Below are 16,075 nucleotides of genomic sequence, written 5' to 3'. Positions count from 1 at the left end.
GTGGCTGTCGGGTGGGATCCCCCCGAGGGAGTCGGTCCGGAGGCGACGGTCGTGTTCCACCCGGTGGCGCGCCCCTATGGACCTGCTGAGCAGTCCGCGGCGGGGCGTCGCGCGGCGGCCACGGCCCTCGCCTCCGCCGGGTCGGCAGACCGGACCGTTCCCCGTGAAGCCGACGGGAGACCGCGATTCCCCGGGGGATTCGCCGGTTCCATCTCCCACACCGAGCGCTGGGCGGTCGCGGTGGTGGTCCCCGGGGCCGAGGCGGTCGGCGTCGACATCGAGAGCGGGGTCGTCACCCCTCGCGTGGCCGGGTTCGTTCTGGGGGAGCGCGAGCGGCGCACGTTGCTCGGATCGCCCGGGGGGTACACCGCGCGCGATCTGTTCGTCGCCAAGGAAGCGGCCTTCAAGGCCCTGAGCAGCATGGGAACCCTCGGTGCCTTCACGTTCTGGCGGATCGAACTCCGCCGGGCCGGCGACGTGTTGATCGCTTCGTACCGCGGCGAACCGGCATCGGTGTGGGTTCGCTCCGAGGCAGATCTTTCGTTCGCCGTCGCGATACGGCGATGAACCGCGCGACACGTCCCGGCCTGCCGAGCCCGCACCGGCCGAACGATGAGCGTTCGAATGGAGAAGGAAGCAATGAACCGCGAAATTCTTGAGATCGTCGAACCGATGTTTCGGCGCGAGCTCCAGGTGACCGAATTCGACCCGGAAGCCCCGCTGGTCAACTACGGTCTCGACTCCATCCGCTCCATCAGTCTGGTGGTCGAGATGGAAGCCGCGTTCGACATCCGGATCTCGGACGAACAGGCCGCCGAGATGCGGACGCTGCGTGACGTCGTGGAGCAGGTCTCCCTGTCTCTCAGCGTGCAGGTCGGGCAGGGGGGTGACGACGCATGAGCGATACTCCCTTCGCGCGCTTCCTCCGCCCGGAGTTCGCCAGGATCTTCCGCGCGCTCAATCTGGACGTCACATACCGGGCCGGCCAGGGTGACCACCTGGTCCTGCAACCGCAGGACGGAGCGGACGATCCGCCGGACGGCGACCAGGTCCTCGACCTCGTCGGTGGCGCGGGTGCGTCGCTGTTCGGGCACAACCACCCGGAGCTGGTCGATGTGGCCCGGCGGTGCTTCGACGCCCAGATCCCCTTCAACGCCCAGTGCAGCGTCCGCCCGGCGGCGGCCTCTCTGGCGCAGCGGCTGTCCGATGTCGTCGGCGCCACGACCGGTGCGCGGTACGTGGTCACCCTCGGCAGCGGCGGCGCCGACGCGGTCGAAGCCGCGGTGAAGCACGCCACGGTCGCGCACAGGCGCCGACTCGGCGCGCTTCAGGAGGAGTACGAGGTCGCCCTGCGGCGCGTGCGCCGCGACGGACTCGCGAGCGTCCCGTGCGCGAGCGGGCCCGCGGAGGGACGCCCGTGCGCCGAGGTGCTGAGCGAGGCCCTCGACCGGATCGTCACCATGCGGGAGACGGACCCGGTCTTCGCCTCGTTGCGCAACGCCTTCCACGGCAAATCGGCCGCCGCCGGCACGCTGACGCACAGCGGCAACGTGCCGTCCGACCTGCGTGTGCCGGGACCCCGGCACCGGCGGCTCGACGACTGGAACCCCGAGGCTGTGATGGCCGCGCTCGAATCCGAGCGCGTACCGGTCCACTCGGTACGCGTCGACGCCGCCGGTGTGCCCCACTCCGACGTCCGTCACCTGTCGCCGGTGGCCGCCTGCTTCGTCGAGCCCATCCAGGGCGAGGCCGGGGTGCACGAGGTCCCCACCGAAACCCTCCGCGCCCTGCGGGAGCTCGCCGACCGGCACGAGGCGGCGCTGGTGTTCGACGAGATCCAGAGCGGTATGGGGCGCACCGGCACGTTCCTCGCCTCCGAGGACTCCGGTGTGGTCGCCGACTACTACCTGCTCTCCAAAGCGCTCGGCGGGGGACTCGCCAAGGTCTCGGCACTGCTCGTCGCCGCGGACCTGTACGTGGCGGAGTTCGGTCGCCACCACCTCTCCACCTTCGCCGACGACGACTTCTCCTCGTCGATCGCCAAGGCGGCGGTGGACCTCTCCCTCGCATACCGCGAGCGCATCGTGGAGACCGGCACGCTGCTTCGCGACCGATTGGCGGGCATGGCCGCCCGCTGGCCGGACGCCATCGTGGAGGTACGGGGGCGCGGGCTGTTCCTGGGCGTCGAATTCGCCCTCCCGCAGCCCGATTCCGGGATGCTGCGCGAGGTGTTCAGCAGCGAGTCGCTCGGCTACCTCATCGCCGGCCGGCTGCTGCGCGAGCACCGGATCAGAGTCATCCCGACCATATCCGCGCCCACGACCCTCCGCGTCGAGCCGTCGGCACTGCTGGAGCCCGCAGACGTGGACCGTATCGTGGCCGCGTTCGACGATGTCGCGGGTCTGCTCTCCCGCGGTGATTACGCGACCCTGCTCGCACACCTGACGGAGCCGACGGACACCGCCTGGCAGCCCCCTCAGCACGTTCCGCTGCCACGCCGCGACCGGCTGGTGCCCTCCGGTGGGAGCCGTGGGAACGTGCCGCGCGTCGCGTTCCTCGCCAATCTCGACGTGCCGGGCAAGCTGACGTCCATGGCGCCGGAGCTGGCGGCATGGACCGACGAGCAGTGCGAGGCGGCGCTCGACCGGATGCGGGGCGAACTCGATCCGTTCGAGGTCACCCGGCACCGCGTCACGTCCGGGGCGGATCGAGAGGCCGAAGTCATCATGGTGGCGGCGCCGTTCACCGCGGCTCAGGCCAACGAGTCGCTGCGCAGGGGCCAAGGGGCCTGGCTGCGCCGGACGGTGCTCGACGCGGTGGAACTGAGTGTCTCGCTCGGGGCCGAGGTGATCGGCCTCGGCGGCCACACCTCCATCGTGACGAACGCGGGACGGGACGTGGTGGAGAGCCGGGTCAGGGTGACCTCGGGCAACTCGCTGACCGCCGCCTGCGCCTACGACCTGTTGAGGCTGCGACTGGCCGGCTCCGCCCCCGGTGAGCGCCGCGTCGGCGTCGTCGGCGGAATCGGCAACATCGGCGCGGTGATGGCCGAACTCGTCGCCCCGCACTGCGATTCGCTGGTGCTCGTCGGCCGGCCGGGCTCGGCACGACGACTCGCGACGGTCGCCGACCGGCTCTCCCACCTGGTCGACGTGTCGGTCGCCGAGGACCTCGCCGCTCTGCGGGACTGCCCCATCGTGGTCAGCGCCACCAACGCGGCGGACCCGGTGATCCTGCCCCACCACCTCGCGGGCGACCGGCACGTCCTCGTCTGCGACCTCGCCGTCCCCGGCGACGTGCACCCGGCGGTGGAGGGCCTGCCGAACGTCGAACTGGTCTCGGGCGGACGGATCCGGCTGCCCGACGGACAGACTCCCCACTTCCCCGGCATCACGCTGCCGCCGGGCATCCTCTACTCCTGCCTGGCCGAGACCATCCTGCTCGGCTTCGAACCCGATGCCCCGAGCCCTTCCTACGGCGGGCTCTCCTCGGCGGGCGTGCTGGCCGCCCGAGATCTGTCCGTACGACACGGGCTGCTCCCCGCCCGCATCGCCGCCGACGACGTTTCGGTACAGCCGTGGACCGTCGATCCACTCAGCAGCGCTCTAGAGGAGAACTTCGGATGACCATGCTTCGTCGGCGTTCCCCCAGCCTCCTGCACGCATTGGCGGCGGAGGCGGAACGAGGTCCGGACGGGTCGAAGGTGACCCTCGTACCGGAACCGGGCAGGGAGGAGACGCTGCGCTGCGACGGCCTCCTCGAAACCGCCGCGCGGTGTGCGGCGACCCTCAAGGAGGGCGGTGTCGGCCACGGCGACCGGGTGCTGATCTGCCTGCCGACCGGCGCGCCGTTCGTCACCTCCTTCCTGGGGATCCAGTTGCTCGGGGCCGTACCGACGGCGATCTCGCTGCCCGTCGCCTTCGGAGGCGCGGCCGGGTTCGAGGCCCAGCTGAAGGACCTCGTGGGATACCTGCGCCCCGCCGCGATCATCACCACCGCGGCGGTGATCGAGGACCTTCCCCATCCCGGCGGCACCCGGCTGCTCGACGGAGCCGAGCTGTACGCGCGCGCCACCGCCAGTGACGCTCCGCAGGAGCCCGTACGCCTGCCGAAGGGTGACGACCTCGCACTGATCCAGTGCACCTCCGGATCCACGGGCACCCCCAAGGGTGTGATGATCTCGCACGAGGCCCTGGCCACCAACTGCGCGCAGCTGATCGGGAACTTCACGTGGACGCCCGAGGACACGATGGTCAGCTGGGCTCCGCTCTACCACGACATGGGGCTCATCACCGGGGTCCTGTGCCCGATCTACGCCGGGGCGGACACGGTGCTCATGCCGCCGACCCGGTTCCTGCGCTCCCCGGCGGAGTGGCTGCGGCTCATCAGTACCCACCGCGGCGCGTTCGGGACGGGCCCGAACTTCGCCTACGGCTACGTCACCGCCCGGGTGCGCGACGAGGAGCTCGAAGGCGTGGACCTCTCGTCCTGGCGGATGGCGCTCTGCGGTGCTGAACCTGTCCAGCCGGCCACCGCGCGGCGCTTCGTCGAACGCTTCGCCGCCTGGGGGCTGCCCGCCGACACCTTCACGCCCGGCTACGGAATGGCGGAGGCCACCCTCGCCATCACCACGGCACGCCCCGAGGAGCCGCTGACCTACGATTCCATCGACCGGCAGGCCGCCGTCTCCGAGGCACGGGCGGTCGACGTCGACCCGCGGAACACGGACGCGCTGCAGATAGTGGACTGCGGTGAGCCGGTGGCGGACACGGAAGTCCGCGTCGTGGACGGCGAAGGCCGCACTCTCGGCGAGAACGAGATCGGGCACATCCAGTTCCGCGGCCCGTCGCGTACGGCCGGCTACTTCGACCTGCCGGAGGCGACCGACGCGTCCATCGACGGGCCGGACTGGTGGAAGACCGGCGACGTCGGCTATCTCCGGGGCGGCCGGCTGAGGATCACCAGCAGGGCCAAGGACCTGATCATCATCCGCGGCGCCAACTACTTCCCTTCGGACTTCGAGCAGGCAGCCGAGACCGTGCCCGGCGTGCGCCTCGGCGCGGTGATCGCGGTCGGGTACTGGGACCACCGCAGCGGCTCGGAGGACCTGCACCTGATCGTCGAGACGGAGCTCGAGGAGGACCGGCACGACGCACTGCGCATGTCCGTCGTGGCCGCCGTCGGCTCGCGGACCGGCGTCCGGGCGGCCGCGGTCCACCTGGTCCCCAAGCGCAGTATCCCCAAGACCACCAGCGGGAAGCTGCAGCGGTCGAAGGCGCGCGAGATGTTCGTCGAAGGATGGGTGCCCTCGTCCTGAGTCCGGTGCCCGCGGTGGCGTACGAAGGTCGTGGGCCGGCGGGAGGGCGGCTCGCGGTGAGGGGATCCGCGGACCGCCGCCGGGGCACCGGCGCGGATCCGAGGGTTCCCTCACTCGACTTCCGGTTCCGACGACCGTCCACCGGGTGCGGCGTCGCCGTCCACGGGCCCGCACACCCCCTCTTCGACGCCACGTGGCCCAGGGACACACACACCGGAGTTGGTGCACATGCCATTCAGCACACACATAGACGTGGCTTCCGAGGAGTTCAACGCACAGGTCGGACGGCTCGATCCGTTGAACCTCGACGTCGACCTGCGACGCCTGCCCAAGATGAACGAAGCCGCGGACGTCGACGCGTTGGCGCGTGTCCTGGGCGAGGCTCTCCCCACGGAGCAGCGCATCGCCGGTTTCACGCTGCCGGAATGCCTCGCCGCGATGCGTGACCTGGGTATGTATCTCGGCAGCCTCAAGAGGCACGGAGTGGTGGCCTTCGATGTCGTCGCGGGCGCCACCGGGCCGTTCGAACTGCTGGGACGGCGTACGTGCATGATCCCGCGCGACACGGTCTACCACTACACCTGCTGGAACCCCACGGGAGAGCGCGAGCGGCTCTACACCGGGAACCCGATGGAGCGCGCTCTCATCGACGCGGTGCGGACATGCGTACCGGAACTGGCGCGTGCGCTCGACATCGGCCGTTCCCTGTCCGAGGCGGACCCGCGCAGTCCCGGGTACACGGGTGACTGGACGTCCTTCATCGCGTGCGTCAACGTGGTCGATACGGTGATGAGGGCCGTACTCGCGGACGTCTCCCACGAGTTCTTCGCCCGCGAGCTGCGACCGTACTTCGACGATGTCTGCGTGGCAGGACGCACGTACATGGGCCCGGCCGCCGCCCATGTCCCTCTCTTCCTGATCGACCTGCTGCTGTGGGCATCGGACGGGGGCAGCCAGGAGTACCTGGCGTTCTGTGAGGAGTTCGCCTCGCACACGCTGCCCGGCTGGCGGGAACGGTACGAGGAATGGAGAGCGAAGCCGTCCCTGGTCACCCGGTTCGCCGCGGCCCTCGGCGAACCCCTGACACCGGACGAGTCACTGCACGTGCAGGCCGGCTCGCGGGCGCTGGGGGAGGCGCTCAGGGTATTGATCTCGTTCCGCGGCAAGCACCTGGTGATGGCGCGGCGCGCCTATCACGAGGATGTGCGGCTCTACGAACGGGGCAGTGGCGGGGCAAGCACGGAACTGCTCGACGCGATTATGACCCTCACCCGGCAGACGCACGCCGGGATGGGCCGGGCGGCCGCGCCGTGACGTCACGGTCAAACCCCCGGAGAGGGAGCGGGCGATGAGAATCACCCTTGTCGGATCCGGAATCGGCGGACTGGCCACCGCGATAGGTCTGCACGCCGCGGGGTTCGAGGACGTCACCGTCTTCGAGGCCGCACCCCGCCTGAGCACGCAGGGGTTCGGTCTGAACATCCTGCCCAATGCCGTGCGCGAGCTGGCGGAGCTCGGACTCCTGGATGAACTGCGACAACAAGGCGTCCAGACACGCGAGTTGCTGATGTGCAGCCCGCAGGGCGACGTGGTGTGGCGGGAGGACCGAGGACTGTCGGCGGGCTACGGATGGCCCCAGGTCTCGATATCCCGAGCTCGGCTCATCGGAGTACTGGCGGCGGAGGTGCGACGCCGCCTGGGTGACGGGGCGATCGTCACCGGCGCCCGGCTCGTCGGCCTGGACGAAGCGCGCGGTGTCTTCATGCGCGAGGACGGCGCAAGGCGAACGGTGGAGGCGGATGTACTCATCGGGGCGGACGGCATCCACTCGGCGGTGCGCGCGGCCTTCTATCCCTCCGAGGGCCCTCCCCGCACCAACGGCATGACGCTGTACCGGGGAACGGCCTGGAGCAGCGGGTTCCTGACCGGACGTTCCATGACCGTACTGGGGGACGACAGGAAGCGGCTCGTCCTGTACCCGATAGACCACGGTACGAGGGGTAGATGTCTCATCAACTGGGTCGCCGCCTTCTCCGCCCCCACCGCCGACGCAGGGCGCTCGCTACCCCGGGAGGACGTCTCCGGGATGCGGGAGGTCCTCCTGCGGGAGTTCCGCGGCTGGTCGCCGCCGGACCTGGACCTGGTCCGCCTGATCGGGGACACCGAGCGGATCCACACGTACCCGATGATCGACAGAGACCCCGTCCCGCGGTGGACGTTCGGCCGCGTGACGCTCCTGGGCGACGCCGCCCACGCGATGTACCCCGCCGGGTCCAACGGCGCCACGCAGGCGATCGTCGACGCGCGGGTGCTCGCGTGGCACCTTGCCTCGCAGTCCGACGCGGGCGAGGCCCTGAGCGCTTACGAGGCCGAGCGCCTGCCCCAGATGGCGGAACTGCAGCGGATCAATCGGTTCATGGGTCCGGAGAGGGTGCTCACGTTGGCGCACCAGAGGGCCCCGCGGGGATTCGAGAGAATAGGGGACGTCTTCAGCGAGGAGGAACTCGCGGAGATCTCCCGCAGTTATGCGGCGACAGGGAAGTTCGATCAGGACTGGGTCAACTCGCGGCCCTCGCTCTCTGTCCGCCGACGTCGGCAGCCGGCAATGCGGCACAACAACGGGAGCGCAGGGTGACGGATACGGACCGGCGCGGCGACAGGGACGAAGCCGTCAAGGAGACCAGCTTCATCACCGCCGTCATCAGGGCCATGGAGAACGACCGTCCCGACCGGTACTTGACGGACTATCACGCGATGCTGCTGAGCACGCCGCGGTCGAGGCGGATGGCGGAGGAGGCGCTGGCCGTCGGCGGCACGATCGGCTCCGTGATCGTGCGGGGCCGGTTCGGCGACATCGCAGTCGAACAGGCCGTCGCCGACGGCATCACGCAGGTGGTGTGCCTGGCGGCGGGCAGCGACACGCGGGCCTGGCGCCTCGGACTACCCGCCCGTACCCGGTTCTTCGAAATCGACCTGCCGGGTCAGCTGGCGGCGAAGGAGGCGCTGCTGGGTCCGGTCCGGGACCAGCTCAGGTGCCATCGGGTGGCGTTGAGCGAGGACCTCCGCGGCGAGACGTGGCCGCGGCGGCTGAAGGACGCGGGCTACACACCCGACAGACCTGCGGTGTGGATCGTCGAAGGGCTCATGCCCTACCTGGGAGTCGATCACTTCACCCGGCTCCTCACCCGTATCGGGGAGCTGTCGAGCAGCGGCTCCGTGCTGCTCGTCGACGCACCGCACCCCGCCTACGTCGAGGACGCGGCCAACGAGCGGTTCCTCGCGTTCATGGAGTCCCGGGGGTCCGCGCTCCGGCCCGGACCGGACGACTTCGGCGGTCTCCTCGGTCGCCATGGCTGGCGCGCCGAGGCGTACACCTTGAGCCGGCTCGCCGCTGATGCCTGCGCATGGCTGCCGGCTCCGCCCGAGCGGCTCTGCCCGCCCCACGACCACCACTGGGTGGTCCGCGCACACCTCGCCTGAGACTCACCGACCGCGGTGCGGTCGAGGGCGGAATCCAAGCGCGATATGTTGGCTCAATTAGCGTACTTCTCAGGCTATTTGATCGACAGTACACTGCCCAGATGTCAATTTCTGAATGTGTTCGAAAACTCCACCGATACGCGCGACGACCGAGGACTGAGGCACTGTGACCAATACGGATTCGTTAAAGGAGACGCCGGCCACCAGTGGGGGTGGTCGGCCGGGACTCACGCTTGCCGCAGTGAGTGTCGTGCAGTTCATGGTGTCTCTCGACCTGTCGGTCGTGAACGTCGGACTCCCACAGATCAGCACCAGCCTGGGCTTCAGTGAAGTCGGCCTGACCTGGGTGATCCACGCCTACGCCCTCACCTTCGGCGGACTGCTCCTCCTGGGCGGCAAGATCGCCGACCTGTTCGGCCGCAAGCGGCTCGTGCTGCTGGGTCTCTGCCTGTTCGGCATCGCCTCCCTCGCCGGCGGCTTCGCGACGGAACCGTGGCATCTGGTGGCCGCCCGCGCCGGGCAGGGCATCGGGGCGGCCGCGCTGGCCCCGGCCGCGCTGGCACTGCTGACCGCGACCTTCCCGTCCGGGAAGGAACGCGTGAAGGCGTTCGGCGTATGGAGCGCGATGAACGCCGCGGGCGCCGCCTTCGGTGTCCTCATCGGTGGCCTGCTCACCGAGTACGTGGGCTGGGAGTGGGTGATGTTCATCAACGTGCCGATGGTGGTCGTCGCCATCGCCCTGGCCTGGCGCGGCATCGTCGCCGACAGGCCCACGGCCGAGCGCGGTCGCCCGGACGTGCTGGGCGCCGTCCTCGCCACCGCGGGCATGAGCCTGCTCGTGTTCGGCGTCGTCCGCACCGACCAGTACCCGTGGACCTCGTCGACGACCCTCCTGACGCTTGCCGCGGCCGTCGTCCTGCTGGCCGCCTTCCTCTACGTGGAGAAGACCACCTCACGCGACCCGTTGATCAGGCTGGGTCTGTTCACCCACCGCTCGGTCGTCGGCGCCAACCTCTTCATCCTTCTGCTCGGCGGCGCCATGGCGTCGGCCTTCTACTTCATCTCCCTCTACCTCCAGCGCGTGCTGGGCAGCGGTCCCGCCCGCAGCGGTCTCGAATTCCTGCCCTTCGCGCTCGGTGTCGTCGTCGGGTCGGTTCTCGCCATCAAGCTGGGCGGCCGTCTCGCCCCCCGGATGGTGCTGGCCATCGGCGGCGTGCTGACGGGGATCGGATTCGCCTGGTTCAGCCTCTTCACCGCCGACGGTTCGTTCGCCGCCGACGTTCTGGGTCCCTCGCTCGTCGCCAGCATCGGCATCGGGCTCTGTCTCGGCCCCATCGCCTCCCTCGCCACCGGCGGCGTCCCGGCCCACGAGGCGGGCGCCGCCTCAGGTCTGCTCAACAGTTCACGCCAGATCGGCGCCGCACTCGGGCTGGCGGCCCTGGGCACCGCCGCCAACGCGCGCACCGGAGACTCCGGCACGCTCGAGGCCCTCGCGGACGGCTACGCGCTCGGTATGACCATCGGCGCCGTGATCGTGGTGGCCGGCGTCCTCGTCGCTCTCGCGGTGCTGCCCCGCACCGTCCCCGACGCGGACGGAGCCGGGCAGCACTGACGCCCGGGTGGGAGAAGACCTCCCGCAGGCACGGGCCGATCCCCTCATGAGGCTCCCTGCCGGAATCCTCGGCATGGGAAGTCCGTACCGGGGAATCGCACGCGCACATATGCGGTGGCTGTTTGTCACCGCGTGAATTCCTTGGCAATGTCGAGGGCATTCCCCCTGTTCGGCTGAGGCTGACGGTGGAATTCGGCTCGTGCCTTCCGGTCGGAATTCCGTACTTCACCTATCGCGGCTCCGTGAACCGTCGGCCGCAGTGCGGTGATCCGTCGTCACCGGCCGTGCCACCGGCCGGTGACGACGGATGCCGCCCTCGATCACGCCGAGTTCGACCGGCCGTCGCCCCGGCGGTGGACGGGTCCGGGCCTCGGCGTGGTCCGCCACCGTTCGTCCTGCCGCGGGTCCTGCGCGGGACCTGCGAAGTTCTCCCGAAAATGAGGAGTCGTACGAAATAGTCGTAGTAACGGCCTGCGGGACATATGTGAGATACAGTCGGGATAAGGCTCCATTCCGCCCCGATAGAAACTCCCGGCACGATGGCAGCCCGAGCGAACATCCGAGAAGATATCCGCCGCCGCAGCTCAGGAGAGTGCCATGAACGACGCGAGTTTCCGGGGTCGAGTCACTCGTCGCAGGGGAACTGCCGACCGGATTGCGGCACCGTGTCCCACGCCCCGTACCCGTCCGACGAGCAGAGCGTGGAGATTCGTATGATCCGAGCAGCGCGTACGCGCGCGGTCAACAGGATGCGCCCGGCCGGCGCCGACGGCATGAAGTACCTGACGGCACGCATGCGCACGGGCGTGGGCGTCGCCACCGCCTTCGACACCGAGGCCCGCCCCTGGGGTACGAAGTGCACGTTCCTCGCGACGGTCGCCCGCGATCCGGGCACCATCCTGGTGAGCCTGCACAGCGGAAGCCCAACGGCCCACGCGGCGCTCACCGTCGGTGAGTTCGCCCTCAACGTCCTTCGCCGAGGAGCCCGGACGGCCGCTGAGCGGTTCGCCTCCGAGGCGTCCGACGCCTTCGACCGTATCGACTGGACCGTACCGCGCGGTGCCACCGGACCCCACCTGCGCGCCGACGCTCATGCGGTCGCCAATTGCGTGATCATGGGGCACTCCTCCCACGGCGATCAGGTCACCCTCTTCGCCGATGTGCGCCACGTCCTCCTGAGGCCCGTACTGCGCTGCGGCCTGCTGGCTGCCGCCCTGGGCACGGCCTGACCGGTTGACCTGTGACCCGGGTGCTGAACCGCACCCGGGCACGCCCGTGTTCGGGGGACACCTCCGTGTCCGCGGGACCGGGAGACGAAGTCTGCGGGGCCGGATGCGAACACAATCACCGGGGAACCGACCCCAGTTGACGGGATCGTGTGTATCCTCGGCCTCACCGCGCTGTTCTGCGCGTTGATGTACGCGGTGACCCGTCCCTCACCGCGGCCCGCGCCGAGCAGGTGCGGATGACCTCGTGACCCGTGCTGCCGGTGCCCCTCCCCGGGATACCGGTCCACGCACTCTCCACCGAGCGGCATTCACCCGACCTCCGGGCCGCCTTCGCACTCATCGTCTCCGGCCGGGCGTCCCGCTCGCACCGCTCGCCGTCCACGGCTGTGGCTCGGGCCGGAAGCGGTCGCCGTCCACGGGCGCCCCGAGAACTGCCGGGTCCCGGGACCGGCCGCACTCGGCGCCTGCCCGGAACCCGGTGCCGTCGCGCACGCGGTGCCGCCAGTCGGCCTGCGGTGAACTTTCCGCTTCGCATTTCCCTTTTGACTTTCGAGAAAAGGACGTTCGCGATGAACCAGTTCCCCAGGCACTACTTCGAGACGCGGCTGAGGTTGGTCTCGGACCCCATGACCGCCGTCGCCCGCCTGGCCTCGTCCGGCCTGCACGCGGACTACGTGGTGTACGAGAACAGCGGTACGTGGTCCTATGCGGGCGGCTCCTTCGCCGAGGTCACCCTGGACCGCACCGGCGCACGGCTGCGCCAGCAGGAAGAAGTGATGCTGCCGTGGGACGGCTGTCCACTGAAACAGGTGCAGGACCTTCTCGACGCCGTACGGATCAAGGACTGGCGCGCCTACGGCTGGGCGACGTTCGAGCTGTCGTACGCCAAGGACGGGGACGTGCGGCACATCGGTGACCAGCGCCTGCTCCACCTCGTCGTACCCCACACCGAAATCAGGATCGAGGAGGGCGAGGCCCATCTGCGCTCCGCGGACCAGGCCACCCTCACGGCCGCCCTGGACGCCCTGATGAAGGACAACGACGAGTTCCGGACCGAACCGAACCCCGTGGACGTGCGGCAGGCCGGAGCGGACGCCTACCGCCGGTCGGTCGGTGCTGCGGTCGAGGCGATCCAGGACCAGCACCTCCAGAAGGTGATCTTCTCCCGGGTGGTGCCCGTCGACTTCGAGGTCGACTTCGTGGGGACGTACCTGGCGGGCCGGCGCGGCAACAGCCCCGCACGTTCCTTCCTGCTCCGCCTCGGCGGCATCGAGGCGACCGGCTTCAGCCCGGAGATTGTCGCCCACATCGACGCCGACGGACGCGTGGTCAGCCAACCCCTCGCCGGAACCAGGGCGTTGACGGGGGACCGGGCCGAGGACGAGCGACTCCGCGGAGATCTCCTCGCCGATCCCAAGGAGATATTCGAGCACGCGATCTCCGTGAAGGTCGCGTACGACGAGCTGCTCGACGTGTGCGCCCCCGGCACCGTCGGAGTCGAGGAGTTCATGGCCGTGAGGGAGCGCGGCACCGTGCAGCACCTGGCCTCCCGGGTGAGCGGGCAGCTCGAAACCGGTCGGGACGCCTGGGACGCCTTCAGCGCGGTCTTTCCCGCCGTCACCGCATCGGGTGTGCCCAAGGAGGCCGCGTACGACAGCATCCGCCACAACGAGTCCGAGGTGCGGGGGCTCTACAGCGGAGCCGTCCTGACGTTGGACCAGAACGGGGCCATGGACGCCGCCCTGGTGCTGCGCAGCGTCTACCGGCAGAACGGACGCACGTGGCTGCGCGCGGGCGCGGGCATCGTGGGGGACTCCCGCCCCGAGCGGGAACTGGAGGAGACCTGCGAGAAGATGGGCAGCATCGGGCGCTTCCTGGTGCCGGCCGTCGAGCCCGTAGGCGTCGCCTCCGGGGCGATGGCCGAAGAGGCGCACGCATGACGGCGACGTCCTCCCGTGCGCGGAATGGGCACGCCGTACCGGACAGCAGCGCTGCCCTGCTCCTCGCCGAGGACGAGGGCGTCGCGCTCTCCTCGGACGAGATGAGACGCCGGCGCGCGCTGCCCGCCGAGCAGCAGCCCGACTGGACCGGCCATCCGCGGCTCGCCTCGGCGCGTGACGCCCTCGCGAACAGCCCGGCGCTGGTCAGCAGAGATGAAGTGGACACGCTGCGCGCCCTGTTGGCCGAGGTCGCGCACGGCCGGTACCTCGTGATGCAGGCAGGCGACTGCGCAGAGGACCCGGCGGAATGCGCCGCCGGACCGGTGCTGCGCAAGGCGGACCTGCTCGACGAGCTCGCCGAGGCGATGCGAGCCCGCTCCTGCATGCCCGTTCTGCGGGTCGGCCGCATCGCCGGCCAGTTCGCCAAGCCCCGGTCCCGGCCCATGGAACGTACCGACGGGCGACTGCCCGTCTACCGCGGCCACCTGGTCAACGCTCCCGAGCCCGATGCCCTGGCCCGGCGCCCGGAGCCTTCGCGGATGGTGGCGTGCTACGACGCCGCCGCCATGGCCGTGGCCGCCCTGCGGCTTCGCGGCGGCGGGGGAGCCGGGGCGCCGGAAGCGCGAACCTGGACCAGCCACGAGGCACTCGTCCTCGACTACGAGCTCCCCCTGGTGCGCCGCGGCATCGACGGCAGGCTGCTGCTCACCTCGACGCACTGGCCGTGGATCGGCGAGCGCACCCGACAGCCCGACGGGGCGCACGTGCGTCTGCTGGCGTCCGTGGACAACCCCGTCTCCTGCAAGGTCGGCCCGTCCTGCTCCTCGGACGAACTGGTGCGCCTGTGCGCCTTGCTGGACCCGGACCGGGTGCCCGGCAGACTGACCCTGATCGCCCGGATGGGCGCCGGGACCGTGGCCGAGCGATTGCCGGGACTGGTGTCCGCCGTACGGGCCGCGGGGCATCCGGTCAGCTGGTTGTCGGACCCGATGCACGGAAACACCGTGACCGGACCGGGGGGGCTGAAGACCCGCGGCGTCGACGAGATCGTACGAGAGGTCGTCCGCTTCCAGGACGCCGTCGTCGCGGCGAAGGGGGTCGCGGGAGGACTGCATCTGGAGGCGACGCCGCATGCGGTGACCGAGTGCGTGGCGGAGGCGTCCGGGCCGGAGAGGCCGGGGCGGCCGGACGGGACGTACACGACGCTGTGCGACCCGCGACTCAATCGTCGGCAGGCGCTCGACGTGGCCTCCGCGTGGCACGGCCGGCGCCGCTGACGCGTCGTGGCGCATGAGGAGGGGCTACACCGTCCGAGGCCTTCATCGCGAGGGCCTCGGCTCTTCCCCCGGCCGGTCCGCCAGGTGGTGATTTCCGACTTGTCGGGCGGCATGTGAATTCCTCATGGGCCCATGCGTTCCTCACGGCCCTTTCTGTCTCTCTCACCAGTTGACCCCACTGGTGATCGAATTGATGACAGCTCTGAGGTGGCGTGGCTATCTTCGGTGCGTGCCATCCTGTGGCGGGACGGTCACAGGATCAGGGCCAACCTCATCGAGCGCATGTCGTCGAATTCTCCTTTCTGATCGCAGAAATGGCGAGAGAAGCCGGCCGAGAAGCATCGGGCGGCTGGTCGACCTGCGCGAAGACCGAAGGAAAGGGGGAGCGGCTTCAGCCGGGGAATTCCACCTCGCAGGAACAGATGGTGTGCATATCCAGCCGAGGAAGGCGTCAAACGCCCTCCCTGCCCCGAGAGGCCATGTGACTGATGCAGCCGGACACTCAGAAGCCGAACCAGGCCGGACCCGTCGATACGGCGATGCTCCGTCGTGTCTGCGGTCACTTCGTGACCGGGGTGACGGTGATCACCAGCGGAACCGGTGCGCAGGCGGCCGGGACCACGGTCAACTCCTTCACTTCGGTCTCCCTCGATCCGCCGCTGGTGCTGATCTGCCTGCACAACGACTCCCGACTGCGCCCGATCATCGAGGGGACGGGCGCGTACGTGGTCAACTTCCTCTCCGCGCAACAGGAAGTGCTCGCGCGGAAGTTCGCCGCGAAGGCGACGGCGTCGCTGCGGGACGTGGCGCACAGCCCCTCCGCGACGGGGACGCCCGTCCTCGACGACGCGCTGGGATTCCTCTCCTGTCGCGTGGTCAGCGCGTCCGAGGTCGGTGACCACACCATCTTCGTCAGCGAGGTGCTGGACATGGGACTGCCGACGCGTTTCGAGCAACCGCTTGTCTTCTTCCGTGGGGCGTTGCGCGCTCTCCAGGAAGCGACCTGACGGCTGCCGTGTCCGCCCATCGCCGGGCCGCACACGGATGACAGGTCACTCACGGGAGCTCCCCAACCCCTCCTTGTTCGACCGGCGTTCGCAGTCGGTCCCCCCGCAGGCTCCGCCGCGTCCGCCTGCCGCACAGACGTGTCCGGCTCCCGGTGCCGCAGGACGCGATCGGGCGAGAACTCCGCAGCCCCCTACCAGAACACCGGCCAGGTA

At 69.9% G+C, this 16,075-nt stretch carries 12 protein-coding genes; all 12 read left to right on the top strand.

Annotation, left to right across the window (positions count from 1 at the left end):
• The 12 genes from ACZ561_RS12140 to ACZ561_RS12085 all read left to right on the top strand — a co-directional run bounded on the left by ACZ561_RS12140 (position 1) and on the right by ACZ561_RS12085 (position 15,862).
• On the top strand, positions 1 to 567 hold the full coding sequence (locus tag ACZ561_RS12140; RefSeq protein WP_470992886.1) for a 4'-phosphopantetheinyl transferase superfamily protein: 567 nt from the start codon (positions 1 to 3) through the stop codon (positions 565 to 567).
• A 57-nt stretch (positions 568 to 624) separates the two neighbouring features.
• Positions 625 to 900 carry an acyl carrier protein gene (locus ACZ561_RS12135; protein WP_470992883.1) on the top strand — a complete coding sequence of 92 codons (276 nt, stop codon included), beginning with the start codon at positions 625 to 627 and terminating at the stop codon, positions 898 to 900.
• Positions 897 to 3,626, top strand: a complete 2,730-nt coding sequence (locus ACZ561_RS12130) for an aminotransferase class III-fold pyridoxal phosphate-dependent enzyme (protein ID WP_470992880.1) — start codon at positions 897 to 899, stop codon at positions 3,624 to 3,626. The genes ACZ561_RS12135 and ACZ561_RS12130 overlap by 4 nt, the downstream gene beginning before the upstream one ends.
• The gene (locus tag ACZ561_RS12125) at positions 3,623 to 5,317 is read left to right on the top strand and encodes a fatty acyl-AMP ligase (RefSeq protein ID WP_470992877.1); all 1,695 of its coding nucleotides are present in this window, start codon (positions 3,623 to 3,625) and stop codon (positions 5,315 to 5,317) included. Before ACZ561_RS12130 ends, ACZ561_RS12125 begins: the two co-directional genes overlap by 4 nt.
• A gap of 228 nt (positions 5,318 to 5,545) precedes the next feature.
• A complete protein-coding gene (locus tag ACZ561_RS12120; protein ID WP_470992875.1) occupies positions 5,546 to 6,631 on the top strand; it encodes a monodechloroaminopyrrolnitrin synthase PrnB family protein in 1,086 nt (361 codons plus the stop codon).
• 34 nt (positions 6,632 to 6,665) lie between these two features.
• The gene (locus ACZ561_RS12115; protein ID WP_470992872.1) at positions 6,666 to 7,952 is read left to right on the top strand and encodes an FAD-dependent monooxygenase; all 1,287 of its coding nucleotides are present in this window, start codon (positions 6,666 to 6,668) and stop codon (positions 7,950 to 7,952) included.
• Complete coding sequence (locus tag ACZ561_RS12110) at positions 7,949 to 8,797, top strand: class I SAM-dependent methyltransferase (protein WP_470992869.1); 849 nt, start codon at positions 7,949 to 7,951, stop codon at positions 8,795 to 8,797. Before ACZ561_RS12115 ends, ACZ561_RS12110 begins: the two co-directional genes overlap by 4 nt.
• Before the next feature lie 241 nt (positions 8,798 to 9,038).
• Entirely contained in the window at positions 9,039 to 10,409 is a 1,371-nt protein-coding gene (locus tag ACZ561_RS12105) for an MFS transporter (protein WP_376438174.1), read from the top strand.
• Between the two features lie 713 nt (positions 10,410 to 11,122).
• Complete coding sequence (locus ACZ561_RS12100) at positions 11,123 to 11,638, top strand: flavin reductase family protein (RefSeq protein WP_470992866.1); 516 nt, start codon at positions 11,123 to 11,125, stop codon at positions 11,636 to 11,638.
• 569 nt (positions 11,639 to 12,207) lie between these two features.
• Positions 12,208 to 13,578, top strand: coding sequence for a salicylate synthase (locus ACZ561_RS12095; protein WP_470992863.1), 1,371 nt, complete (start codon positions 12,208 to 12,210; stop codon positions 13,576 to 13,578).
• Positions 13,579 to 13,679: 101 nt separating this feature from the next.
• On the top strand, positions 13,680 to 14,855 hold the full coding sequence (locus tag ACZ561_RS12090; RefSeq protein WP_470993009.1) for a 3-deoxy-7-phosphoheptulonate synthase: 1,176 nt from the start codon (positions 13,680 to 13,682) through the stop codon (positions 14,853 to 14,855).
• Positions 14,856 to 15,343: 488 nt separating this feature from the next.
• A complete protein-coding gene (locus tag ACZ561_RS12085) occupies positions 15,344 to 15,862 on the top strand; it encodes a flavin reductase family protein (protein WP_470992860.1) in 519 nt (172 codons plus the stop codon).
• Positions 15,863 to 16,075 lie beyond the last annotated feature (213 nt).

The sequence above is a fragment of the Streptomyces sp. NPDC039609 genome, assembly GCF_055596705.1.
The sequence above is the reverse complement of the archived record's forward strand: the minus strand, read 5'-3'. Positions and strand labels throughout refer to the sequence as shown.